The 25,152-nt window shown below is 31.3% G+C and carries 31 protein-coding genes; 20 read left to right on the plus strand and 11 right to left on the minus strand.

Features of this window, described 5'->3' with window-relative positions:
* Nucleotides 1-316: 316 nt before the first annotated feature.
* A complete protein-coding gene (locus LQ682_RS06030; RefSeq protein ID WP_016999766.1) occupies nt 317-586 on the minus strand; it encodes a DUF3055 domain-containing protein in 270 nt (89 codons plus the stop codon).
* Nucleotides 587-693: 107 nt separating this feature from the next.
* Here LQ682_RS06030 and LQ682_RS06035 point away from each other — a divergent pair, with 107 nt between their 5' ends.
* The 8 genes from LQ682_RS06035 (at nt 694) to dltD (ending at nt 7,398) form a co-directional block, all read left to right on the plus strand.
* Nucleotides 694-1,137 carry a DUF86 domain-containing protein gene (locus LQ682_RS06035; protein WP_070044943.1) on the plus strand — a complete coding sequence of 148 codons (444 nt, stop codon included), beginning with the start codon at nt 694-696 and terminating at the stop codon, nt 1,135-1,137.
* Complete coding sequence (locus LQ682_RS06040; protein WP_064211452.1) at nt 1,124-1,891, plus strand: TIGR01457 family HAD-type hydrolase; 768 nt, start codon at nt 1,124-1,126, stop codon at nt 1,889-1,891. The genes LQ682_RS06035 and LQ682_RS06040 overlap by 14 nt, the downstream gene beginning before the upstream one ends.
* 21 nt (nt 1,892-1,912) lie before the next feature.
* Nucleotides 1,913-2,878 (plus strand): 2-hydroxyacid dehydrogenase, encoded by a 966-nt coding sequence (locus tag LQ682_RS06045; protein ID WP_239724021.1) that lies wholly within the window; start codon nt 1,913-1,915, stop codon nt 2,876-2,878.
* Nucleotides 2,879-3,129: 251 nt separating this feature from the next.
* Nucleotides 3,130-3,273: a teichoic acid D-Ala incorporation-associated protein DltX gene (locus LQ682_RS14150; RefSeq protein WP_017001077.1), complete on the plus strand. Its 144-nt coding sequence runs from the start codon at nt 3,130-3,132 to the stop codon at nt 3,271-3,273.
* A gap of 15 nt (nt 3,274-3,288) precedes the next feature.
* Nucleotides 3,289-4,749, plus strand: coding sequence for a D-alanine--poly(phosphoribitol) ligase subunit DltA (gene dltA / locus LQ682_RS06055; RefSeq protein WP_147641136.1), 1,461 nt, complete (start codon nt 3,289-3,291; stop codon nt 4,747-4,749).
* Entirely contained in the window at nt 4,746-5,966 is a 1,221-nt protein-coding gene (gene dltB / locus LQ682_RS06060) for a D-alanyl-lipoteichoic acid biosynthesis protein DltB (protein WP_239724023.1), read from the plus strand. The genes dltA and dltB overlap by 4 nt, the downstream gene beginning before the upstream one ends.
* Nucleotides 5,967-5,983: 17 nt before the next feature.
* Nucleotides 5,984-6,220, plus strand: coding sequence for a D-alanine--poly(phosphoribitol) ligase subunit 2 (gene dltC / locus LQ682_RS06065; RefSeq protein ID WP_064205348.1), 237 nt, complete (start codon nt 5,984-5,986; stop codon nt 6,218-6,220).
* On the plus strand, nt 6,217-7,398 hold the full coding sequence (gene dltD, locus LQ682_RS06070) for a D-alanyl-lipoteichoic acid biosynthesis protein DltD (protein ID WP_064211449.1): 1,182 nt from the start codon (nt 6,217-6,219) through the stop codon (nt 7,396-7,398). Before dltC ends, dltD begins: the two co-directional genes overlap by 4 nt.
* 199 nt (nt 7,399-7,597) lie before the next feature.
* Here the strand turns inward: dltD and LQ682_RS06075 are convergent, their stop codons facing one another.
* Nucleotides 7,598-7,840 carry a NifU family protein gene (locus tag LQ682_RS06075; RefSeq protein ID WP_017001072.1) on the minus strand — a complete coding sequence of 81 codons (243 nt, stop codon included), beginning with the start codon at nt 7,838-7,840 and terminating at the stop codon, nt 7,598-7,600.
* A 108-nt stretch (nt 7,841-7,948) separates the two neighbouring features.
* On the opposite strand from LQ682_RS06075, the gene LQ682_RS06080 reads away from it, so the two are divergent.
* Nucleotides 7,949-8,272, plus strand: coding sequence for a YuzD family protein (locus LQ682_RS06080; protein ID WP_064205346.1), 324 nt, complete (start codon nt 7,949-7,951; stop codon nt 8,270-8,272).
* Nucleotides 8,273-8,299: 27 nt separating this feature from the next.
* On the opposite strand, the gene LQ682_RS06085 is transcribed toward LQ682_RS06080, so the two are convergent.
* Nucleotides 8,300-9,364, minus strand: a complete 1,065-nt coding sequence (locus tag LQ682_RS06085; RefSeq protein WP_017001041.1) for an NAD(P)/FAD-dependent oxidoreductase — start codon at nt 9,362-9,364, stop codon at nt 8,300-8,302.
* 152 nt (nt 9,365-9,516) lie between these two features.
* Here LQ682_RS06085 and LQ682_RS06090 point away from each other — a divergent pair, with 152 nt between their 5' ends.
* From LQ682_RS06090 to LQ682_RS06125, 8 genes are all read left to right on the plus strand, one after another.
* Nucleotides 9,517-9,753: a YuzB family protein gene (locus LQ682_RS06090; RefSeq protein ID WP_017001040.1), complete on the plus strand. Its 237-nt coding sequence runs from the start codon at nt 9,517-9,519 to the stop codon at nt 9,751-9,753.
* A 13-nt stretch (nt 9,754-9,766) separates the two neighbouring features.
* Nucleotides 9,767-10,126: a HesB/IscA family protein gene (locus LQ682_RS06095; RefSeq protein WP_017001039.1), complete on the plus strand. Its 360-nt coding sequence runs from the start codon at nt 9,767-9,769 to the stop codon at nt 10,124-10,126.
* A 162-nt stretch (nt 10,127-10,288) separates the two neighbouring features.
* Nucleotides 10,289-11,503: an NAD(P)/FAD-dependent oxidoreductase gene (locus tag LQ682_RS06100; protein ID WP_017001038.1), complete on the plus strand. Its 1,215-nt coding sequence runs from the start codon at nt 10,289-10,291 to the stop codon at nt 11,501-11,503.
* Nucleotides 11,504-11,566: 63 nt separating this feature from the next.
* On the plus strand, nt 11,567-11,887 hold the full coding sequence (locus tag LQ682_RS06105; RefSeq protein ID WP_017001037.1) for a YuiB family protein: 321 nt from the start codon (nt 11,567-11,569) through the stop codon (nt 11,885-11,887).
* 16 nt (nt 11,888-11,903) lie between these two features.
* A complete protein-coding gene (locus LQ682_RS06110) occupies nt 11,904-13,385 on the plus strand; it encodes a leucyl aminopeptidase family protein (RefSeq protein ID WP_070044947.1) in 1,482 nt (493 codons plus the stop codon).
* Nucleotides 13,386-13,565: 180 nt separating this feature from the next.
* Nucleotides 13,566-14,885 (plus strand): Na+/H+ antiporter family protein, encoded by a 1,320-nt coding sequence (locus tag LQ682_RS06115; RefSeq protein WP_082892526.1) that lies wholly within the window; start codon nt 13,566-13,568, stop codon nt 14,883-14,885.
* A gap of 21 nt (nt 14,886-14,906) precedes the next feature.
* Complete coding sequence (locus tag LQ682_RS06120) at nt 14,907-15,278, plus strand: PaaI family thioesterase (RefSeq protein ID WP_017001034.1); 372 nt, start codon at nt 14,907-14,909, stop codon at nt 15,276-15,278.
* 260 nt (nt 15,279-15,538) lie between these two features.
* Nucleotides 15,539-16,357, plus strand: coding sequence for an SDR family oxidoreductase (locus LQ682_RS06125; protein ID WP_070044948.1), 819 nt, complete (start codon nt 15,539-15,541; stop codon nt 16,355-16,357).
* Between the two features lie 600 nt (nt 16,358-16,957).
* Here LQ682_RS06125 and mnhG read toward each other — a convergent pair.
* From mnhG to kapB, 8 genes are all read right to left on the minus strand, one after another.
* Complete coding sequence (mnhG, locus tag LQ682_RS06130) at nt 16,958-17,299, minus strand: monovalent cation/H(+) antiporter subunit G (RefSeq protein ID WP_017000045.1); 342 nt, start codon at nt 17,297-17,299, stop codon at nt 16,958-16,960.
* Nucleotides 17,277-17,567: a Na(+)/H(+) antiporter subunit F1 gene (locus tag LQ682_RS06135; protein WP_017000046.1), complete on the minus strand. Its 291-nt coding sequence runs from the start codon at nt 17,565-17,567 to the stop codon at nt 17,277-17,279. Before LQ682_RS06135 ends, mnhG begins: the two co-directional genes overlap by 23 nt.
* Nucleotides 17,564-18,046 carry a Na+/H+ antiporter subunit E gene (locus tag LQ682_RS06140; protein ID WP_147641138.1) on the minus strand — a complete coding sequence of 161 codons (483 nt, stop codon included), beginning with the start codon at nt 18,044-18,046 and terminating at the stop codon, nt 17,564-17,566. The genes LQ682_RS06135 and LQ682_RS06140 overlap by 4 nt, the downstream gene beginning before the upstream one ends.
* A complete protein-coding gene (locus LQ682_RS06145; protein WP_064205105.1) occupies nt 18,046-19,539 on the minus strand; it encodes a Na+/H+ antiporter subunit D in 1,494 nt (497 codons plus the stop codon). The genes LQ682_RS06140 and LQ682_RS06145 overlap by 1 nt, the downstream gene beginning before the upstream one ends.
* Complete coding sequence (locus LQ682_RS06150) at nt 19,529-19,873, minus strand: Na(+)/H(+) antiporter subunit C (protein WP_017000049.1); 345 nt, start codon at nt 19,871-19,873, stop codon at nt 19,529-19,531. Before LQ682_RS06150 ends, LQ682_RS06145 begins: the two co-directional genes overlap by 11 nt.
* The gene (locus LQ682_RS06155) at nt 19,873-20,301 is read right to left on the minus strand and encodes a Na(+)/H(+) antiporter subunit B (protein WP_017000050.1); all 429 of its coding nucleotides are present in this window, start codon (nt 20,299-20,301) and stop codon (nt 19,873-19,875) included. The genes LQ682_RS06150 and LQ682_RS06155 overlap by 1 nt, the downstream gene beginning before the upstream one ends.
* Nucleotides 20,282-22,693 (minus strand): Na+/H+ antiporter subunit A, encoded by a 2,412-nt coding sequence (locus LQ682_RS06160; protein WP_064205104.1) that lies wholly within the window; start codon nt 22,691-22,693, stop codon nt 20,282-20,284. The genes LQ682_RS06155 and LQ682_RS06160 overlap by 20 nt, the downstream gene beginning before the upstream one ends.
* A gap of 153 nt (nt 22,694-22,846) precedes the next feature.
* Nucleotides 22,847-23,224, minus strand: coding sequence for a sporulation phosphorelay system protein KapB (gene kapB, locus LQ682_RS06165; RefSeq protein WP_017000052.1), 378 nt, complete (start codon nt 23,222-23,224; stop codon nt 22,847-22,849).
* Between the two features lie 76 nt (nt 23,225-23,300).
* Between kapB and LQ682_RS06170 the strand changes: the two genes are divergently transcribed.
* From LQ682_RS06170 to ygs, 3 genes are all read left to right on the plus strand, one after another.
* Nucleotides 23,301-23,894 (plus strand): peptidylprolyl isomerase, encoded by a 594-nt coding sequence (locus tag LQ682_RS06170; protein ID WP_017000053.1) that lies wholly within the window; start codon nt 23,301-23,303, stop codon nt 23,892-23,894.
* Between the two features lie 83 nt (nt 23,895-23,977).
* Entirely contained in the window at nt 23,978-24,178 is a 201-nt protein-coding gene (locus LQ682_RS06175; protein WP_064205102.1) for a hypothetical protein, read from the plus strand.
* Nucleotides 24,179-24,666: 488 nt separating this feature from the next.
* Nucleotides 24,667-25,047, plus strand: a complete 381-nt coding sequence (gene ygs / locus LQ682_RS06180; protein WP_017000055.1) for a S1 domain-containing post-transcriptional regulator Ygs — start codon at nt 24,667-24,669, stop codon at nt 25,045-25,047.
* Nucleotides 25,048-25,152 lie beyond the last annotated feature (105 nt).

The raw sequence follows: 25,152 nt of genomic DNA on the forward strand, positions 1-25,152 counted from the left end.
CAATAAGAAGGTGTGTAATTGGATTAATGTCATAATGGAAAATCCAATAAGAAGGTGTGTAATTGGATTAATGTGATAGAAAATCCAATAAGAGGCGTTTAGTTGGATTAATGTGATAGAAAATCCAATAAAAGTGTTGTTAGTTGGATTAATGTGATAGAAAATCCAATAAAAGTATGTGTAGTTGGATTAATGTGATAGAAAATCTAATAAGAGGGTGAGACAACTTTATGTCCCGCCCTCTTATTTTTATGGTTTTTTAATAGATAAAGCTAATTTTGTTTATTATTTTAATCTTTATCAAAAACTTTTTTAATTATATATCAATTACTTCATGTAAATATTCTGTTACTTCTTCGCCTTCTTCTTCTGATAAACCTAGAACATGACTGATATAACCTTCTTCTTCTAAATCGTCTTTACCAATTATGCCAAAAGTATTATTTTGTGTGTTTAATACGATTGTCTTACCGAAATGACGATCTGTATAAATTAAAGTTAAATCATATCGGCTATGTTCGCCTACAAAACCTACGAACTGAATTTTTGCTTCGCTTTGGTCGTCATATAAAAACATTTCTATCATTGTTATGGCTCCTTTATTTTAAAGCTTCGTTTATCTTATTAGTATACAGAGCAATGCCTTACAATTCAAAATTATGATATCATAATAGATGAATAGGAGGGATCTACATGTATTTTGTAGATATTAAAACACTTAATCTTAAATTAGAATATTTAGAACAACTTACACAAGATTTTGAAACAGAAAAAAATTCAAAATATGCTTTAGAAAGAATCGCTCACATGATGATTGAATCTGTGGTAGATATAGGTAATTTAATTATCGATGCATTTATTTTAAGAGATCCGGGTAATTACAAAGATGTCATTGATATTATGGAATTAGAAAAAGTATTCCAACCTACAACTGCAGAAGAAATCAGAAACTCAATTGATTTTAGAAAAGAATTAACACGTAATTATGAATCAATTAACCACGCTGAATTAAGAAAAGGTTTTGAAAAAGCAGTGCCTTTTTATAAGCAGTCTATTGTTGATACGAAACACTTTTTAGAGAATGAAAATGTAGCCGTAACTGCATTTGGAGAAGGAGATAAGAATGAAAGATTATAAAGGTTATTTAATAGATTTAGATGGCACGATGTATAAAGGTTCACAAGTTATTGAAGGTGCCATTGAATTTATAGATTATTTGAATAAAGAAGATAAAGACTACTTATTTGTTACGAATAATTCTTCAAAGACACCTGAAGAAGTAGCGGAAAAATTAAATGAAATAGGTTTTCATACTTCTAGTGAGCATGTGATTACTACAGCTATGGCGACAGCTGGATATATTAGTGAAGAATCTCCTGGTGCAACTGTATACATGGTAGGTGGCACTGGACTTAGAAAGTCACTAAATGATGCCGGATTAATTGTTAAAGATGATGAGCATGTTGATTATGTTGTAATGGGATTAGATGAAGAAATTACATACGAGAAGTTAACTGTAGCTTGTCTTGCAGTTCGTAATGGTGCTAAATTTATTTCAACAAATAAAGATGTTTCTATTCCGAAAGAAAGAGGTTTTCTTCCAGGTAACGGTTCTTTAACGAGCGTAGTGAGTGTATCAACTGGCCAAACACCTATATTTATAGGAAAACCAGAAACTATTATTATGGAACAAGCATTAGAAAAAATTGGTCATGCTAAAGAAGAATGTATCATGATAGGTGATCTTTATGATACTGATATTTTAGCTGGTATTAATAGTGGTATAGATACATTACATGTTCATACGGGTGTTACAACATTTGAAGAAATTCAGAGAAAAGAAGTGTTGCCTACTTATAGTATTAAAAACTTACTAGAAATTATTGAATAAATTGTTTAGGAGATGAGAAGAATGAGAGATAAAATATTAGTTGCAAGATTATTACCTCAAGAGTTCATAGATCAAATGAAGCAATTTGCTGAAGTAGATGTTTGGGATAGTGAGTTAGAACCAATGCCCCGAGAAGAATTTTTAAAACGTTCTAAAGAGGCTACAGTTGTCATTACCACTCTTAGTGAAAAAATCGATCAATCATTTTTCGATTCTGCTACGAATGTTAAAGGTGTTGTAAATTTAGCAGTTGGCTATGATAACATCGACCTTGAACTAGCTAAAAGTAAAGGTGTAATTGTTACGAACACACCTGATGTGTTAACTGAAACAACGGCTGAATTAGGATTCACACTAATGTTAACAGCTGCCAGAAGAATTGTTGAAGCGGTAGAATACGTAAAAGATGGAAAATGGCAAAGTTGGGGACCTTACTTGTTAGCTGGTCAGGATATTCATGGTTCTACAGTTGGGGTATATGGAATGGGATCAATAGGTGAAGCATTTGCTAGAAGGTTAAAAGATTTTAACTGTAATGTTCTTTATCATAATCGTTCCAGAAAAGAAAAAGCCGAACAAGAATTAGGTGTAACATATAAATCAATGGATGATTTATTGACAGAAAGCGACTTCGTTGTATGTACAGCACCTTTAACAGAGGAAACAAAGGGTAAATTCAATAAAGAAACTTTCAGTAAGATGAAATCATCAGCTATCTTTGTAAATATTGGTAGAGGTGGACATGTCATCGAATCGGATTTAATTGAAGCTATTAAACAAAATGAAATTCGTGGAGCAGCATTAGACGTCGTTGAAAACGAGCCAATAGCAAATGACCACCCATTTTTAAATATGGATGAAATTATTGTTGTCCCACACATAGGTAGTAGTTCAATTGAAACGAGAAATAATATGGTTCAACTTTGCGTTGATAACGCAGAAAAAATTATAAATGGAGATTCACCAATTACACCGGTTAATAAATAGTTTAAATAAAAGCAGAGGATATTCTTAAATCAATAAGAATATCCTCTGCTTTTATGTTATAACAATTGGAAAATTTTAATAATATAAGTTCCTTTATATTTAGCGCTTTAAAGCTATTTAAACCTTTAAAAACGATGTAATCATATTCAATAAACTTCCTTTTAATTCAAGTTTTTTACATATTTTGATTGATAAAAATCTTAATTATACATATAATATAAAAATAGAATAAAAACAAAAGGAGATTATCAATGGAAAAAATTAGAGAATTTATTAACTCTGAGAATTTTAAACTATTTAGTTTAACCATTTTCTATTTCCTAATCATGCTTATTTTATTTTGGATTTATGCTGGTGGAAGTGCGAGCAATAATTTCATTTACAATGAGTTTTAGTAAAGGAGTATGTTTATGAGAGACGTCATAGAACAGTTATCATACATGAGCGATAATCATGGTGATAATGAAGCGATTTGCTATAGAAATAATAAGATGACATATAAAGATTTAGATATTTATTCAAGTAAATTAGCAACTTTGTTAAAAGATACATCTCAGCCTCTTGTAATTTATGGTCATATGTCACCATTTATGATTGTAGGTATGATAGCAAGTATTAAAGCGGGTATAGGTTACGTTCCAATTGATACTTCCATACCTAAAGAACGAATAGAACACATTATAGATAAAGTTGAACCAAAGTATGTATTCAATACTACTGAAATTTTATTAGATAAAAAGAATATTAAACAAATAACTGTAAATGAATGTAAAGAGGCATCTATTAACCTCGAAGGTACTAAACAATTGAAGATGACAGATATTGTTTATACGATTTTTACTTCGGGGTCCACGGGGCTACCTAAAGGCGTTCAGATTACATATGATAGTTTATTAGATTTTACTGAATGGATGCTAAAACTCAATCAATTAGGCGAAGGTAAGAAATGGCTGAACCAAGCACCATTTTCATTCGATTTATCTGTAATGGCAATTTATCCATGCTTAATGTCAGGTGGTACTCTAGAGCTTGTTGATAAACAAATGATTGAGAAACCAAGAGAACTTTATGAAATGTTAAATGATAGACATATTGAGAGTTGGGTCTCTACGCCATCTTTTGTTGAAATGTGCTTATTGTTACCAGGGTTTGACGATAATACGTATCCTAACTTAAAACAATTTTTCTTCTGTGGTGAGATATTCAGTCACAAAACTGCTCAAAAACTTATAGAGAAATATAAAGAAGCAACTGTTTACAATACATATGGTCCAACAGAAGCTACAGTCGCAGTGACGAGTATACAAATAACTCAAGATATACTTGATTCATTTAACCCTTTACCAGTTGGGAAAGTAAGGGAACAATCAGAGCTTAAATTAGCTGATAATGGAGAGCTCATTATTAGTGGTAGAAGTGTTAGTAAAGGTTATTTAAAAGATAAGGAAAAAAATGAAAAAGCTTTTAGAATTGAAAGCGATACAAGACATTATTACACAGGAGATAAAGCAGAGTATAAAAAAGGTTATTGGTTCATACAAGGTAGAATAGATTTTCAAATAAAGATTAATGGATATCGCATGGAATTAGAAGAAATAGAATTAATTTTAGAACGTTTGCCACAAGTTAAGCAAGCTGTTGTATCACCAATTAAAAAAGGTGAGAAAGTTCAGTATTTATATGCGACGGTTGTTTTATTAGAAAAAAGTCTTGAAAGTGATATGGAATTAATACACAAGATGAAACAAGAACTTAAACAACATTTACCAGAGTATATGATTCCTAGAAAGTTTAAATTTACCGATCATTTACCGTTAACACCAAATGGTAAATTAAATCGAAATAAAGTATTAGAGGAGTTAGAATCATGATTCCATATGGCGATTTTACTTATTTCTTTATTACTTTATTGTTGATGTTACCAGTCATAATACTAGGGTTAATTGGTAAAAGAAGTCTTATATATAATAGGTTCATCACAATTGTTATGCTCGTTCTTATTTTCTCAGACGATAATAAGAATATATTTGATAATAAGTATTTGAGCTATCAACTTATTTTCTTTACTTTATATGTTATTTATCAAGTGCTGTTAATAAAAAGTTACATTAATATCACTAAAAAAGTAAACGAATTTAAGATGTTTGCTTTTATGGTATTTCTATCAATATTACCTTTAATACTCGTTAAAGTACTTCAAAGTAGTTGGCTAGGTGAATATCAAATAACGATACATGGAAATAAAGTGATAGAATTTATAGGTTTCTTAGGGATTTCTTATATCACATTTAAGACAGTCCAATTAATAATGGAAATACGCGATAAAAGAATTAAATCAATAGAAGTATTAAAATTAATAGATTTTATCACTTTCTTTCCAACTATTTCATCAGGACCGATTGATAGATACAAAAGATTTATTAAAGATGAAAATAAAATTCCATCAGGTGAGGAATACTATAATCAGTTAATCAAAGCTATCCATTTGGTATTTATGGGATTTTTATATAAATATATTATCGCATTTTATATAAATGAATTAGTCTTAAAAACGATACCAATTGAGACAGATCATACGTTTTTAAATTACTTATTTTATATGTATGGTTATAGTTTTTATTTATTCTTTGATTTTGCTGGTTATAGCTTATTCGCTATCGCATTTAGCTATATGTTCGGTATTCAAACACCTGTCAACTTTAATAAACCTTTTCAATCTAAGAATATTAAAGATTTTTGGAATAGATGGCACATGAGTTTGTCATTCTGGTTTAGAGATTGCGTTTATATGAGATTTGTATTCTTTGTTTCAAAAAAGAAACTAATTAAAGATAAATTGCTTATTTCTAATTTAGGATTTTTATTAAACTTTGCAATTATGGGTGTGTGGCATGGAATTGAAATAAATTACATACTATATGGTTTATATCACGCAATGTTGTTCATAGGTTATGGCTATTACGAACAATGGCGAAAAAAACATCCACCTAAATTTAATAATAAAGTAACCAATTTTATAGCGATACTAATTACATTCCATAGTGTTGCATTTGGATTTTTATTATTCTCAGGAAAGTTAATACATTAAAAAAAGGGAGTTAAATTATGAGTTTTGAAGAAAAAGTTTTAGATATATTAGCAGAAGTTGCAGAAAATGATATTGTTAAAGAAAATCCAGATATTGCAATATTCGACGAAGGTATAATAGATTCATTCGCTACAGTTGGATTATTAATAGAAATTCAAAATAATTTAGGGATTGACGTTACAATTACTGATTTTGATAGAGATGAGTGGGCAACACCAAATAAAATCATAGAAGTGCTTAAGGAATTACAATGAAAATAAAGCTAATATTACCATTAATTTTTAGTGGTATACTGTTTGGTCTATTTCTATTAATGCCAGTAGAATGGTTTTCTGCGTTTTCAAAAAGTGAAAATATCAATAAAGAAGCTACCTCATTAAATGATTCAATATTAAAAGGTGTACACTCGCAAACTGAAATGTTACAAAGTAGAAAATACTATCCCATTTTTGGTTCTAGTGAATTAGAGAAACAAGATATATTTCATCCTGCGTACATACTGAATGATAAAAATGCTAAACTCAAACCTTATTTAATTGGTACAGGCGGGTCTACTGACTTGATTCATGCTGTAAATATTGGGAGCCAATCTCATAACCTAAAAGGGAAAAAATTAGCGATTATTATTTCACCTCAATGGTTTACGAATTATGGTTTAACTAACGATAATTTTAGTGCGAGATTCTCTCCATTACAAGCAGATCATTTATTTGTTAGTGAAACATTAAGTCCTGAAATAAAGAATAGATTTGCTAAACGATTGATAGAATTTAAACAATTAAAATCTGATCCTTATTTAAAATCTATTATTAAATCGAAAAATCATCAATATAAAGAAGGCACTTTCATGAATAATTTTGAATACAGTATTCATGAAAAGCATGATGCATTGAAATCTCTTTTTGGTAAAGAAAAATCACCTTTACAGCACTCGCACAATAAACATTTTCAAAAAATGGATTGGGAAACAATGAAATTATATGCTTCTCAATATGGTGAGCAAAATTCAACCTCTAATAAATTTGGTATGAACGATCAATATTGGAGTTTATTAAAACAACAAAGGAAACGTTTTAATCGAAGTTATGAATTTAATAAAAACTCAGTAGAATTTGATGATTTACAGTTGTTAATAGATACATTGAAAGAAGCAAAAGCAGATCCGTTATTTATTGTTATACCTGCTAACGGTAAATGGTATGATCATATACACGTTGATAAAATGAAGAGAGAAGCGGTATATCAAAAAATAAATCATACAATCACTTCGAATAATATGAAAGTTTATGATTTAACTGACAAAGAATATGAACCTTATGTAATCACTGATGCAGTCCATATTGGATGGAAAGGTTGGGTTTATATTAATGAGCAAATGTTGAATCATATAAACGGAGAATACAACGAAAATGTGAGTAGAAAATACAATTAATAATTATGACAGAAATAATTATCACTACAAAAACAGTAGAAATTCATTATAAATATTGAATTTCTACTGTTTTTTTATTTAAAAAATATTTTGAAAGCTTGAAATTAAAAAAGGATTTATCCATTAGATATTCTAATGGATAAATCCTTGACTCTCTATAGATGTCTTATATATTTAGGTTCATTATTTTATGATTAAGTTAGAATACTTGTTCGACTTCAACGACACCAGGTACTTCTTCTAATAAAGCACGCTCTATGCCAGCCTTTAATGTAATAGTAGAACTTGGGCAAGTACCACAAGCTCCTAATAGGCGTAATTTAACAATACCATCATCCACGTCTACTAATTCACAGTCGCCACCATCTCGTAATAAGAATGGTCTTAATTTCTCAAGTACATCACTAACTTGATCAAACATTGTTTGTTGTTCGGTAGTCATATATTAATACTCCTCTCATCAAGTGTTATTAGATACATTAATCTTATTAATCTATTATAATAGAAATAACGTAAAAAATCTATTTATGGAACTAGGAGGATTTTATAAATGTCCAAAGCAAGTATTGTCGTATATGGTGCAGATGTTATTTGTGCCAGTTGTGTGAACGCACCCTCATCAAAAGACACTTATGAATGGTTGCAAGCTATACTAGGGAGAAAATATAATCATATAGACTTCGAATTTACGTATATTGATTTTATGAAACAAACTGAAAATTTAACCGATCATGATCAACAATTCATTGAAAGAATAAAAGAAGATGAATTATTTTATCCGCTTGTTACAATCAATGATGAATTAGTTGCAGATGGTTATATTCAACTCAAACCTATTACAAAATTCATAGATGAACACGTGGATGAGAAATAAAAAAGTAGCAGAATTCTGCTACTTTTCTTATCCGTTATGATATTTATATAACCATAGAACACCAGACTTAATAACTCTTGCTAATCGACCGGTAACAGTCTGTTCCATTAAGTAGGCAAAGCCTTGTTTTTCTCCTAATGAGCCCACAAATCCTTGTGGTTTAAGTTCTGGCATTTTTTCTGGTAATGGTTTATTTGCCCATTTTAGTTTCATTACTTCAGCAATTTGATCAGCTTGTATTTCTGCTAAATATGCACTCGGTGCATGTGGTAAAGCTGCACAATCACCAACAATATATACATTTGGATATGTCGGAATTTGATGATATTGATTGACGATAACTCTACGGCCGTCATTAGTATCGACCGGTAAATTTCGAACGATTTCTACTGGTTGAATACCAGCAGTCCAAACTACTAAATCTATGTCTTGAGCATCATCGTTATTGTATAATTTACCCGGCTCAACTTTCGTTATATTTGATTCAGGAATGACTTCAACATTATGTTTAGCAAACCATTTTTCTACGAATTTACTTAATTTTTCTGGAAATGCTGGGAGAATTCTTGCACCTCTATCAAATAATTTAATTTTGATATCTTCTCTGCTCTCACGTAGTTCACTTGCTAATTCAATGCCGCTTAAACCGGCTCCCACAACCCCAACAGTAGAACCACTTGGTAAGTCAAATATTGCTTGGTACGTTTTTCGTGCATTTTGGATAGTTTGAATACTGTGTGTGTATTCTTTTGCGCCAGGAACATTGTGATATTTATCTTCACAACCCAGACCAATTACAAGTTCATCATAGTCGACTCTTGTGTCTCCTACAGAAATAATTTGATTGTCTAAATCAATATCTGTAATTTCCCCATATACGGTATTGATTTTCTTGTCATTTGGAAAATTTACTCGAATTTCTTTGTCTGGTTTTGTACCTGCTGCTAAAGTATAAAATTCAGTTTTTAAACCGTGAAATGGCATACGATCAATCAGCGTAATTGAATAATCGGAAGGTAAAGCGTTAGGGATAATTTCCTTCATCAAACGCATATTACCGTATCCGCCCCCTAATAATACTAAGCTTTTCATCGTTATTCTCCTTTGTCCATAAATCAAATTTCTATAAATTTGTATGTATATATTTTATAATATATAAGTATACATTTAGTATAATCGTTTTTGGCATAAACTACAATGAATGTTAAAATAGATAATGAAACGAAAGTGAGTAGGTGAATACATTGAACCCGATTGTCGAATTTTGTATATCAAACTTGGCTAAAGGCGCTGATGTAGTGTTTAACAAGCTCGACAATGATCCAGATGTAGACGTACTAGAATATGGTTGTCTACAAAATTGTGGACCATGTGCAAGAGGGTTATATGCATTAGTAAATGGCGATATGGTCAAGGGCGAGACACCGGAAGAATTACTAGAAAATATATATAGTCATATAGAAGAAAATTGGATTTTTTAAGGAGGAATAAATTATGTCAACAGTAATTTTAACTGAAGCAGCAGCATATGAAGTTAAGGATATGATGGAAAGTAATGGTATGCCAGACGGTTACTTAAAAGTTTCTGTTAAAGGTGGAGGTTGCACAGGTTTATCTTACGGAATGTCAGCAGAAGAAGAACCATCTGAAAATGACATGGAATTAGAATTTTATGGTGTGAAAGTCTTAGTAGACAAAGAAGATGCACCAATTTTAAATGGCACTACAATTGATTTCAAAACATCATTAATGGGTGGCGGATTCTCTATTGAAAACCCGAATGCAATTGCTTCATGCGGGTGCGGAAGCTCATTCAAAACTAAAACTGTAACAGGTACACCAGAGAATTGTTAATCCCTTAATATTAATAGTGTGTGACACTTGAAATTATATTGATAAAAATATACAATATACTTTGTATGTAAAGAGTATTAGAATTGCTTGTGACAAAAAACACAAAGTGACACGACATCCCTTCAGGTGTCAAACAATATTTAGAAAGTATAGGTGAAAATAATGGGATTTGAACGCAAAAAAGTTCTTGTATTAGGGGCAGGATATGCAGGCTTACAAACTATAACTAAATTACAAAAATTAGTTTCTAACCAAGATGTTGAGCTTACACTTATTAACAAAAATGACTACCACTATGAAGCTACATGGTTACATGAAACTTCAGCAGGTACGTTAAATTATGAAGATGCTTTATACCCAATAACTTCAGTAGTTGATAGAAACAAAGTAAACTTCGTAAAAGCAGAAGTAACTAAAATTAACAAAGATTCTAAAAATGTTGAAACATCAAATGGTGTATTTGATTACGACATTTTAGTTGTTGCGTTAGGATTTGAAAGTGAAACATTCGGAATTGAAGGTATGAAAGAACATGCTCTTCAAATCGAAAACATTAATACTTCTCGTCGTATCGCGAAACATTTAGAAGATAGATTTGCAAATTATGCTTCATCTAAAGAAAAAGATGAAAATGATTTAGCTATTCTTGTAGGTGGCGCAGGATTTACTGGTGTTGAATTATTAGGTGAATTAACTGAGCGTGTTCCTGAGTTGTGTAAAAAATACGGTGTAGATCAATCTAAAGTGAAAATCACTTGTGTTGAAGCAGCACCAAAAATGTTACCAATGTTCTCAGAAGAATTAGTTGATTACGTTGTTCAATACTTAGAAGCTCGTGGTGTAGAATTCAAAATCTCAACTCCAATCGTTGCTTGTAACGAAAAAGGCTTCGTAGTAAAAGTAAATGATAAAGAAGAAACATTAGAAGCTAACACTGCTATATGGGCTGCAGGTGTTAGAGGTAGCAAACTAATGGAAGAATCATTTGATGGCGTTAAACGCGGTCGTATTGTTGTTAAAGACGACTTATCAATCGATAACTATGACGATATCTTCGTTATTGGTGACTGTTCAGCAGTTATGGTTGGTGAAGGCGACAACAAACGTCCATTACCAACTACAGCACAAATTGCTATGCAACAAGGTGAACACTTAGCAGAAAACATCAAAAACATCTTCAATGGTGAAAAAACTGAACCATTTAGTTACGATGACAAAGGTACTGTTTGTTCTCTAGGTAGCCGTGATGGTGTTGGTGTTGTTATGGGCCGTGAAATCACTGGTAAAAAAGCAGCATTCATGAAAAAAGTTATTGATACTCGTGCCATCTTCAAAATCGGTGGACTTGGTTTAGCCTATAAAAAAGGTAAATTTTAATTGCAAGATAATTAAGTAAGAGACCTGCATTAGGCGGGTCTCTTTTTTTAAAGGAGGTTAGCCATGATATCTTTACCACAAGTCATTATATCAATGGCATTGTTTTTCGTATTATTCTTTGGTATTGCTTTTATATTGAACATGCTACTAAAAACAACATGGTTGATGGTTATATTATATCCATTGGTTATATTTGCTATCGTTGATAAAATATCAACAACAATGTATTTCACTAATCCTTCTACAGCATTTTCAAAGTTATTAACTGGAATAACACATATACATACTGCAGATATTTTAATGCTAGGTTCTGGATGGGTTGGCGCAATAGTAGCTGGTTTTGTTATCCGTAATTTAAGAAGAAGCGGTTATTCAATGTTTTAAAAAAGGGGAAATATATATGAAATTACAAATTGAAAAACAGTATTCTACAAATAATCATCCGATTGTTATAGGTTGTCCGAGTCATTTAAATCAAATGCAAAATTTTGATGAAGTAAATAACATATTAAATAACCAATTAGATGATATGAAAAAACAACAAGTTATAAGCAGTGAATTAGGAGAAATTACGTCTTCTGCTGTCATCATCGATAATCAAATTGTTAAATTAATATCTGTTGGTTTAGGAAATTTAAAAGAAATCAAAGAGAAAGATTATCAAAAAATTTATGGTCAATTAAGTCGTTATTTAAGCTTGAATAAAATTGAACAAGTTAATTTATTAGATAACACATTCGTTTCTCAAAATGTCACGAATGAATCACGCTTATATCATCTTGGGTGGATGTCTCAACAATCAGTATTTAATTTTGATAATTATAAATCTAATAAATCTGCTCCAATTGAAACTAAAGTCACGTTTATAACAGAAACGAATGATGATATTTTAACGAGTTTCAAACAAGGAGAAGTGCTAGGAGATAGCATTAATTTAGCACGTACTTTCTCTCAAACACCTCCAAATATATTGACGCCTGAATATTTTGCTAATCAAATTAAAGTAAACTTTGAAGATACGAACGTAGAAGTTTCTATTAAAGATGAACAAGCTATTAATGAAGAAGGTTTCGGTCTAATAGACGCAGTTGGTAAAGGATCTATTAATCCTCCGAGGTTAGTAACGTTAGAATATAAAGGTTCAGCTGATGCTCCAATAGCATTAGTTGGTAAAGGGGTAACGTATGATTCTGGCGGTTACCAAATTAAATCAAAAACAGGTATGCCTTCAATGAAATATGATATGAGTGGTGCTAGTAATGTAGTTGCAATGGTGAATGCTGTAGCTCGTTTAGAATTGCCAATTCATATTGTAGCAGTGTTGCCATTAGCAGAAAATATGATATCTAATAAAGCTATGAAACCAGACGATGTATTTACATCCTTAAGTGGTGAAACGGTTGAAATTACGAATACCGATGCTGAAGGAAGACTTGTACTAGCAGACGGGGTCACTTATGCTAAACAATTCAAACCAGAATTAATTATGAACTTTGCGACGCTAACGGGTGCTGTTGTAGCTGCGTTAGGACTTGGTAAAACAGGTATATTCTCTAGTGATGCCGACCAATATTTAGATGCAGTTAAAGAAGCTTCTAAATATTCAAATGAAGTGAGCTTTGAGTTACCAATTACTGATGAAGAAAAGCAAGATATTCAATCTTCGGATGTAGCTGATTTAACAAACTGTGTTTTAAATAAACATGGTAAAGCGTTATTTGCAGCAGCTTTTGTGACGCATTTCAGTGAAGACGTACCTCATTTACATTTTGATATTGCTGGTTCTGCTGATACAGAAAAAGATACTTATCGTGGACCAAAAGGTGCAACTGGTGCTATGATTCCTACTGTACTTCACTTTTTGAAAAATAAAATAAAATAAAATAAATTATAAAAAGTAATCCTGTTCTATTAATTTGTCGAGCAGGGTTATTTTTTTATAGTATTTATCTGAAAATTTAGAATTAAGCAGCTGTTATTGACATGTTTTCAATCAACTGATATGATAAGTTCATCATTTTACTTTATCATGGTAGAGAGTTAAAGAACAGGAGAGGTTTTTTTGGAAATAAATGCAGTGTTAGTAGCAGTTATTATTATGATTATACTTTGTTTATTAAGATTAAATGTAGTATTAAGTATATTTATTGGTGCTTTAGTAGGCGGATTATTAAGTGGTATGTCTCTAGACAAAGTGATTGCTACTTTTGGAACGTCTATTGTTGATGGGGCTGAAGTTGCTTTATCATACGCGCTATTAGGTGGATTTGCAGCTTTAATATCATATAGCGGTATAACAGATTATATCGTCGGAAAAATCATACAATCAGTGAAAAAGGAAAATTCTAAAGATAGCAGAGTAAAAATAAAAATCATTTTAGTTGCAAGTTTACTTGTTATCTCAATATTGAGTCAGAATATTATTCCTGTTCATATTGCATTTATTCCAATTCTTATACCTCCATTAATCAGTTTATTTAATGAATTAGAAATGGACAGAAGACTTATTGCTACAGTAATTGGCTTTGGACTATGTTTCCCGTATATATTATTACCATACGGATATGGTCACATATTCCAGTCCATCATTTTTGATTCATTTGAAAAAACAAATATTGATATTGCTTTTAATGATATTTGGAAAGCAATGCTCATTCCAAGTATGGGATATGTATTTGGTTTAATTTTAGCCATAATCATATATTGGAAACCTAGAAAATATAAAAAAATTAAAGTCGAAGAAGACGAAGAAATTGGAAAATTAGAAACATACCCTCTAGTGGTTACGGTTATTGCCATTTTAGCTACTTTTATAGTGCAGACTTTTACAGAATCTATGATATTCGGTGCGTTAGCAGGTATTTTAATCTTCTTCTTCTCTGGATTATATAAATGGAGAGACTTAGATGCTAAATTAGTAGAAGGTATTCAAATTATGGCTTATATCGGTGTCGTAATTTTATCAGCAAATGGATTTGCAGGTGTTATGAATGAGACACATGAAGTTGGTGCGCTTGTTAAGAGTTTAGCGACTATTACAGGAGACAACAAAGCGTTTAGTATCATTATGATGTACTTAATAGGTTTAGTTGTAACGTTAGGAATAGGATCATCATTTGCGACAATTCCTATCATTGCAAGTTTATTTATACCATTTGGTGAAGAAATAGGATTAAGTGCAATGGCGCTTATAGCTGTCATAGGTACAGCAGGGGCATTAGGTGACTCAGGTAGTCCAGCGAGTGACTCAACATTAGGACCAACTGCAGGATTAAATGTAGACGGGGAACATGACCACATTAGAGATACGTGTATACCTAACTTCTTAATTTATAATATTCCTTTAATCATATTTGGTTTCATTGCTGCTATGGTATTATAGTGGTGAATGGGGGATAAAAATATGAATTTATTAGATCATCTTCAAATGAAGACATTAGATGTTAAACATGGATATATTGCTATTTCAATGCCAGTTACCGATAACGTTAAACAACCATTTGGATATTTACATGGAGGAGCTACAATCGCTTTAGCAGAAACTGCAGCCTCTATGGGAGCAAATGCTTCTTCTAAAGAAGATGAAATACCACTTGGTTTAGAGATTAATGCAAATCATATTAAATCTGTACAAAGCGGTACTGTAACTGCAATAGGAACAGCATTACACATTGGTAAGACAACACAAGTGTGGGATGTTAAAGTTACAGATGAAGATAATCAGTTAATTTCAGTCATTAGAGCGACTATCGCTATTAAAAAAATTAGAAAATAAAGAGAGCAAGACAGAAATCTTATTTAAAAAAGATTTCGTAGTTCTGCCTCGGCAAGGTTGACTATAATTGAAAAAGTCTAGTATAAGCTCAATTATAATTCAGTTAACTACTGCCAATATAACAAAAACGAGTCTGAGACATTAATTATGTCTCAGGCTTTTTATTATTTTAAAAAACGGGTATATAAATATTGTGGATGATATGTAGAATTCAAAGTAATTGTATTTCATTCATCTTTTAAAGGAGTGTTATTAAAATTATGAAAAGATTAGAAAATAAAATTGCAGTTATTACAGGAGCTAGTACTGGTATAGGTTTTGCTACAGCTAAACAACTAGCTTCTGAAGGCGCTGACGTTATTTGTATGGATATATCCGATGAATTAGAAAAATCAGTAAAACAAATTAATGATGAAGGATATAAAGCTACTTCAATGAAAGTTGATATTTCTAAAGAAGATGAAGTAAGAAAAGCAATAGATGAAATCAAAGAACAATATGGTAAAGTTCATATTTTATTTAATAATGCAGGGATTGACCATAAAGCAGGAAGAATTCATGAATATCCTGTAGAAGTATTTGATGATTTAATGAATGTGGACTTAAGAGGTACTTTCCTTGTTACGAAGTTCATGTTGCCATTAATGTTTGAAGAAGGCGGTTCTATTATTAATACAGCTTCGTTCTCTGGACTAGCTGCAGATTTAAATAGATCTGGTTACAACGCTGCTAAAGGTGGCATTGTAAACTTCACAAAATCAATTGCGATTGAATATGGTAGAGAAAATATTAGAGCAAACTCTATAGCACCTGGAACGATAGAAACACCATTAGTTGATAATTTAGTAGGTGATAAAGAAGATAAAGCAGGCGAAGAATTTAGAGAAAATCAAAAATGGGTTACACCTTTAGGTAGATTAGGTAAACCAGAAGAAGTAGCTAAACTCGTACAATTCCTAGCCTCTGATGACAGTTCATTTATTACAGGTGAAAATATAACAATTGATGGTGGCGTAATGTCATATACTTGGCCAGGTGATATGCTTAGCGATAAAAGTTGGAAAGAAACAACGAAATAAAAATTATTAATAAAGAGAGTCCGGCACATTAACAGTTGTATCGGACTCTCTTCTTATATTGGATTAAAACGTTATTGAATGTTGTTGGATTAATTAAGCTGAAAATCCAAGTAGAAGCTATTTTGTTGGATTAATTACGCTGAAAATCCAAGTAGAAGCTATTTTGTTGGATTAATTAAGTCAAAAATCCAATAAGAGCCTATTTAGTTGGATTAATTACGCCGAAAATCCAATAAAGCGCATTTAGTTGGATTAATTAAGTCAAAAATCCAATAAGAGCCTATTTAGTTGGATTAATTAAGTCAAAAATCCAATAAGAGCCTATTTAGTTGGATTAATTAAGTCAAAAATCCAATAAGAACGTGTTTAGTTGGATTAATTAAGTCGAAAATCCAATAAGAGCCTGTTTAGTTGGATTAATTAAGTCGAAAATCCAATAAGACCCATTTTGCTGAATTAATTAAGTAATAAACACATGAAATGAGTCTAGCAAAGTCAAATTCACATAATTATCATACACTTTGACAAAATCAGAAATAAATAACCTCACAACCTGAGATTTAACTCAAAGGTTGTGAGGTTTTATTTTAAGAAAAGTATTTATTTTGCGTCTTTTAAATCGTCTCTAACTGTTCGTTCTGTTGGTTTGACGCCCATATAATATGCGCTTCTTGTTACTAAGTGACCGGCTAGTGGTCCAGTAATAAAGATAAATATAATCCCTAACAACAGTTGAACATTAAAGTGACCTTCTTTACCGATAAAGTAAATGAGTACACCGGTTAATATTAACATGACACCTAAAGTAGAAGCTTTTCCTGATGCATGTGCTCGAGAGAATACATCTGGCAATCTTAGAATACCTAACGCAGCAAAGAAACTGAAACAAGCGCCTACGACCATCATAATAATTGAAATACTAATAATTATCGTCTCTATCATTTTCAATGATCTCTCCTTTGTCCATAAATTTCGCAAATGCTGCAGTACCTAAGAATGCTAAAATACCTATTAATAACAGAATAACGAATAAATATCTTGTATTCATCACTACGGAAAATAAAGCAATCATAGCCATTAAAGTAATACCTAATGCATCAAGAGCAATAACTCTGTCAGCTAAAGTAGGACCGATTATGACTCTGGTAAGTATGCCTATCATAGAAAGTGCGACGATGATGATTGCAATAATTACGAATATATTTATCATCGTACGCTCACCTCCTTGATTGCTTTTTCAAATGAATCTTTAATAGTACTAATTTCTGAATCAATATCAGAAAAATCTATTGAATGAATATATAGTGTTTTTTGATCATCTGAAATTGCAACTACGATTGTACCCGGCGTTAATGTTATTAGTTGAGAAAGTAATGTGATTTCCCAATCTTTTTTTAATTCTGTCGGATACGCAAAGAATGCGGGTTCATTTTTTATTTCTTTTTGGATGACAATTTTAATGACATCTATATTTGCTAATACTAATTCTTTCATGAATATACCGGCTAAAACTATCGCTTTCCAAACTGGTCTTAAATATAAATGTTTACCCGGTAGTAATGGTAAAGCAGCTAAAACGAATAAAATACCAAACAAATATCCAAATATAAATGCGCCAAATGTGTATGTTTCTGAAAGCATCATCCAAAGTGCAGCTAATAGAACATTAATGAGTACTTGTATAGCCATTAATAATCGCCTCCTAACGCATTTACATATGTTTCAGGATTGTAGAATGGTAAAGCAGCTTTTTCAATTAAAGGATATAACATGTCGGCACCAAGACCAAATAATATCGCGATTATTGTGATAGCAATACTTGATATCATTAATTTCTTCATTGGTAATTTTGGATTATACGTATAACCTTTTTCTTCTCCCCAAAATGCCATTAAGAAAATACGAACTACTGAATATAAAACAAATAAACTAGAAAGTAGTACGACGATACCACTTATATAATAACCATTATCAAAGGTCGACATGACAATCATGTATTTACCATAAAATCCGCTTAATGGTGGAATACCTGCTAATGAAAGTGCAGCAACGAAATAGAACCAACCTAATACCGGATAATTCTGTATAAGTCCGCCGAATTTTCTTAAATCAGGTGTTCCAGTAATTTTTATAATAATACCAATTAATAAGAATAAAGCAGCTTTAATGATCATATCGTGAAGTAAGTAATAAATACTTCCTATCATACCTGTTTTGTCCATCATAGCTGCGCCAATTAAAATTACACCTATTGCAATCATAATATTATAAATAATAATTTTCTTAACATCATAATAAGCAATTGCACCAATACAACCCATAATAATTGTAAGTATGGACAATACAATTAAAGTGTTAGTAATAAATTCACTATTTGCTGAATAGAATAGGCTAAATGTACGCATAATTGCGTATACACCTACTTTTGTTAATAAAGCTCCGAATAAAGCAATGATAGGTATCGGTGGAGCATAATAAGCTCCAGGTAACCAGAAGTATAATGGGAACATACCTGCTTTTGTAGCAAATACAAATAAAAACATTATAAAAGTGATAACAACGATGTTTAAATCTGTGTTCGATAGTTCTGCTAATTTAACATGCAAGTCTCCCATATTTAAAGTTCCAGTTATGGAATACAACATACCGACTCCAGTTACAAAGAATGCAGAAGTTAACACATTAACAAGTATGTATTTAATACTTTCTTGTAACTGAATCTTTGTTCCTCCAATAACTAAGAGTAGGTAGGAAGACATTAAGAATACTTCAAAGAATACGAACAGGTTAAATAAGTCGCCTGTCATAAAGGCACCATTAACACCTGTTACCATCATTGATATACCGAAATAATAGAAATATTTTTCACGATGCAATCCGATAGACTGATGAGAATATAATATTACAATTAGTGTTATTAATAAGCTGACACTTACTAATAATGCGCTGAGCATATCAACGTAAATGACAATGCTGTAAGGGACAGGCCAACTACCTAAGTTTAATGTTTGTGTCCCGTACAAATAAATCATGTTGATATTATATAAACTAACTAGAAACGCTAATACAAATCCAACTAAAACGATTTTTCGTTTTAAATATGGTCTGTGACCAGCAAAAATCAATGTTACAGCAGTTAAAAAAGTAATGACAAGAGGTACAATAATCATGTTACTTATCATCTTTCGGTACCTCCTTCATTTCTTCAAGATTATCAGTTCCTAGTTCTTTATAACTTCTGAAGGCAAGAACTAAGAAGAATGCAGTAACAGCAAATGAAATAACAATTGCTGTTAAAATTAGCGCTTGAGGAAGCGGGTCTACATAGCTTTTTATACCTGATTCTTCAATAGGTAATGCGCCTTTTTTTAATCCACCCATAGTTAATAGCATTAAATGCACACCGTGGGAAAGTAGGGTAGTACCAATAATAATCCTAATTAAACTCTTAGAGAGAACTAGGTATACTGATACAGAAATGATAATACCTGCAACGAAAATCATTAATATTTCCATTATTCATTCTCTCCAATCGATAATATGATTGTTATCGCCGTACCGACAACAGCTAATAAGACACCTAAATCAAAAATCATAGCAGTATGCCAATGTACTTCACCAAAGATTGGTAAATGTAATTCACCGAACGCATGTGTGAAGAATGTCTTACCATATGTCCAACTTAGGATAGGTGTTAGAACACATAAAAACAATCCAGTAGCTGTTATAATTTTAAAATCAAACGGAAACATCTTTTTTAATGTTTTAGTATCAAATGCGATACCAATGATGATGACTGCTGAAGATAGTAATAAACCACCAACGAATCCACCACCTGGTGTGTAATGACCACCAAAGAAGATAGAAACAGCATACATCATAAGAATTAGAAAGATGATAATGGCGTTAAACTGAAAGAATACATCATTCGATTGTTTCTTCATGTTCTTCACCTCCATCTTTACCTTTATCTCTTAATTTAATTAATGTGTATATACCTAAACCGGCAATACCTAATACTGCAGATTCAAATAATGTATCAAAGCCACGGAAGTCAACTAGAATAACGTTTACCATATTTTTACCTGCAGCAAGGTCGTATACATTATCTTTATAATATTGTGAAATAGAATCAAAGTGTCTATTACCGTAAGCAATTAAGCCAAGAATAATTACCCCAATACCTACACAAATTGAAATAATGAAATTACCTAATTTAAATTTACGATCCTCATCATGCCTACTCATCTTAGGTAAGTGGTAGAAACATAATAAGAATAAAGCAGTTGATATCGTCTCAATCGATAATTGAGTTAACGCTAAATCTGGCGCTCCGAAAAATACAAAGAATAATGCAACAGAATAACCTACTGATGCAAGCATAATAATGCTGAATAATCTTGATTTTGCTAGTACGATACAAAAAGTACTAATAAGTATTAAAGCAATTAAAATAAGTTCATAAGGTCTAATACTGCTTATATTATCAAATACAAAACTAACAGGATGTGTAAATAGTGTTAGAGCCGTGATAATAATAAAGAATGCAAAAATGTACATAAGATAAGATCTAACAAAACCTGTCATATAACTTTGTGTGATTTTGTTTGAGATATACGAACTAAGCTGAATACCTCTGTCGTAATAATAATTAAACGTTAAGTATTCAGGTTGTATATCATAAACACCAACCCATTTTTGAACATTTTTAAATAGTAAAAATCCTACAACAAACACAATAATCGTTCCGATTAGCGCTGGTGTAATACCATGCCAATATGAAATATGTACTTCAGGTTCACTTGCAAATGGAGCAATTGCTCTTACTGCTGGTGCAATAATAGAATTGCTTAAAATGTTTGGGAATAAACCAAATACAACAACTAGTAATGTCAATATACCTGTTGGTAAAAGCATTAAAATTGGTGCCTCATGAGCTTTTTTAGGTAAAGCTTCGGGTTTATATTCACCAAAGAAAATTTCATGAACATATTTGAACGAGTAAACGAATGTGAAAATACTTCCTACTATAGCAACAATCGGTAATAAATAACCAAGAGTTGAAAGTGAAAATACGTCTGCGCTATGTGCATCGAACATTGCTGTTAAAAATAGTTCTTTAGATAAAAAGCCATTAAATGGTGGCACGCCAGCCATGCTTAAAGCTGTAATAATCGTAAATGTGCATGAAATTGGCATAATGGTCATTAAACCACCTAATTTTTTAATATCACGTGTTCCAACTTCATGATCAATCGTACCTGTAACCATAAATAATGCGCCTTTAAATGTCGCATGATTAATAAGATGAAAGACTGCAGCAATTATACTCGCTAAAAATAATTGGCTTGATTCACCAGAATAGTGATAACTAACTGCACCAATACCTAGCATAGACATAATCATACCTAACTGTGAAACAGTAGAGAATGCAAGTATGCCTTTTAAGTCTTGCTGCTTTACAGCATTAAATGATGCCCAAAATAGTGTGATTAAACCTATTGCTGTAACAGTCCAAACAAATCCGCCACTAATGGCAAATATTGGTGTTGTTCTTGCAACTAAATAAATGCCGGCCTTAACCATTGTAGCTGAGTGTAAGTATGCACTTACAGGAGTAGGTGCTTCCATTGCATCTGGTAACCAGATGTGGAAAGGAAATTGGGCTGATTTTGTCATTGCTCCAATTAAAATAAGCACCATAGCTAAAATGAAGTAAGGTGACGATTGTATCGTGTCAGCATTCTGTATAAGTGAAGTAATACTCCACGAATTTCCTGCTAAATAAAGTGAGATAAACCCACCTAAAAGCATTAATCCTCCAAATACTGTTATTAATAATGATTTTTGCGCGCCATAAATAGATGATTGTTTATCTCTCCAATAACCAATTAATAAGAAACTTGAAATTGAAGTAAGTTCCCAGAATAAATAAAGCATGAGTAAATTGTCAGATAAAACAACGCCTAACATTGCACCCATAAACATTAATAAGTAACAATAGAAATTCCCTAAAGACTCACTTTTACTTAAATATGTAATAGAGTAGAGTACGACAAGGGCTCCAATACCAGTAATAAGTGATGCAAATAATAAACTAAGTCCATCTAGATGAACGGCAAAGTTCATTCCAATCCTGGGCATGAAATCCCAAATTACAATAAACGGTTTGTCCGAATCGGGTACATTTATGTATGACATGAAATAAATAAATATAATGACGGGAATCGGTAAAACAAACCAACCTAGATGAACGCCTTTGTAAAATCGATATATTATGGGTATAACGATTGCAAAGATTAAAGGTAATAAAATCATAATATGCATCAAACTCATTAAATAACCTCCCTTCGAAAATACCTAGTTATCATTATACACAATAATCTTAAAGCTTGAAAACACTACCGTTTCAATATTTCAGAATTTTTGTGTTATTTTTAAATATGAAGAAACACGTAAAAATATTTAAAAATTTCTTTTATAAAAAGTTTAAAAATCACTTTTATATTGTCGAGAATAATCTTTTTTTAATTGTTCGATACATTTTAAAGCTTGTTCACTATAAGCATTATTACGTTCTTTCATTTTTTCTTCTAATTCATACAAAGAATTTTTAAGAGATTCAATGTAAGAAGGAACATCTGCTTGATATTCTTTTAAAAATTGAGCTGTCGTATATCTTTTTTCGTATTGACTAAGCGCTTTTCTTTCATGGAAAAATACATTATCTACTTCATTTGGATTGTGTAAATCTCCTTGTCTAGGATGTTTGAGAACAGCAACGACTTTTACGAGCAGTTGATCTCCTTTTTCTTCAATAATTTCTACAATATATTTTCCGGTTTTGTGTGGGAATTGATATAACATGTATGTGTCCCCTTTCTATTAAATTATGTTATGATATCACTATTGTAATTATTTTAACATGAATGGAGAATTATAAATGACAAACTATCCTCAATTAACAAATGAAATACTTGAAGGTGAACGCGTAGTCGAAATGAAAACAACTAAAGGGAATATGACTTTTAAATTATTCCCAGAACTTGCACCTAAAACTGTTGAGAACTTTATTGGTTTAGCTGAGAAAAAATATTATGATGGTATTACTTTCCATAGAGTAATTAATGACTTCATGGTACAAGGTGGAGACCCTACAGGTACAGGAATGGGCGGAGAAAGCATCTTCGGAAGTGCTTTTGAAGATGAGTTTTCTTTACAAGCATTCAATCTATATGGTGCTTTATCAATGGCAAATGCAGGACCGAATACTAATGGATCACAATTCTTCATAGTACAAATGAATGAAGTCCCAGCAAATATGTTGTCACAACTTAAAGATGGTGGTTGGCCAGAAGAAATCATTGATAGATATGCAGAAAAAGGTGGCACACCATGGTTAGACCAAAAACATACTGTATTTGGGCAAATTGTTAAAGGCGAAGATGTATTAGAAGATATTGCAAATGTTAAAGTAGGCGCTAATGATAAGCCAGTTGAAGACGTTGTAATTGAATCAATAGATATTATTCAATAAATCGACATTCAATTGTCATAAAACATACGTTTTATTCGACTTAAACTTTGTTATAATCTAATTGCTAGGGGAGTGGTCGGATTATGATGGAATTTCTTTATTTTCCAGATAACAAATTAGAATATATTCCTGCTGTTGCTACGTTGTTATTGTTTATGGTTTTAGCTTTCATCGTATTTATGATGTTTCGCAAAAAATCAAAAAAAGACGAAGAAAAAATGAAGTCATTTGAAAAAGAAGTAATGAATCATTTAGAGCAAGAGGAGAAAAAAAGTAAAAAATAACAAAGTGAATATTGCATTGTATCAACTTCTCTCAGATTGGAATCCAATGGAATTTGAAAACCAATCACTTGAAGATAGTGAAGTTTATGATTGTATGCATGCAATCAATATACGAAATAGAAAATGTTACTGAACTCGCTCCAAAAACCAAGACATATATGCATTTTCTTTCAACACAACATTAGATAAAGATTCGTGCAAACAAATAGCCATCAAAACAACTGCATTACAAAGTAGCTGTGAAATGTAATATGATTAAGTATTAATAAGAAGATCTGTGAATTATTTTAATTGAAATAGTTCATAGGTCTTTTTGTGTGAAAAAATTAATGAATATTTTATGTATAATAATAAAATTTGATTAGATTACAAGCGTCAATTTACTTATCTATTATTTTCAGAATTATATATCAAATTAATGGTTTATTAAATTTAACTATGCTATGATATAAGAGTTAATAATAATAAGTACAAGGGGTTTTCTAAAAGTGAGAAAACATTATAAAGTCGGTCAATTTGTGAAAGTTAAAGTGACTGGCATTCAACCTTACGGTGCCTTTGTTGAAACCCCTGATCATGTGGAAGGTCTCATTCATATTTCTGAAGTGATGAATGATTATGTTCACAACCTTAACCAGTTTTTATCGGTCGGACAGATTGTAAAAGCTAAAGTAATCAAGGTTGAAAATGATGGTAAATTAAGTTTATCTCTTAAAGAAAATGAGTATTTCAAGCGACAAGAACGTAAGAAAGAAAAGCGTTCAGTATTAGATGAAATACGAGAGACAGAAAAATATGGGTTTCTACCTTTAAAAGAAAGGTTACCTAAGTGGATCAACCAATCAAATAAGCATTTAGAAGACGATTAAATGAACTTTTAATCGTCTTTTTGTATATTTATGTTTAATCTAAAAACCTATCCTAATATTTGTAAAAAAATAACTTGAAGTAATCTATTAAAATGTGTCATTATA

Origin of the sequence: Mammaliicoccus sp. A-M4 (assembly GCF_022386955.1) — a bacterium.
Lineage (GTDB): Bacteria > Bacillota > Bacilli > Staphylococcales > Staphylococcaceae > Mammaliicoccus > Mammaliicoccus lentus.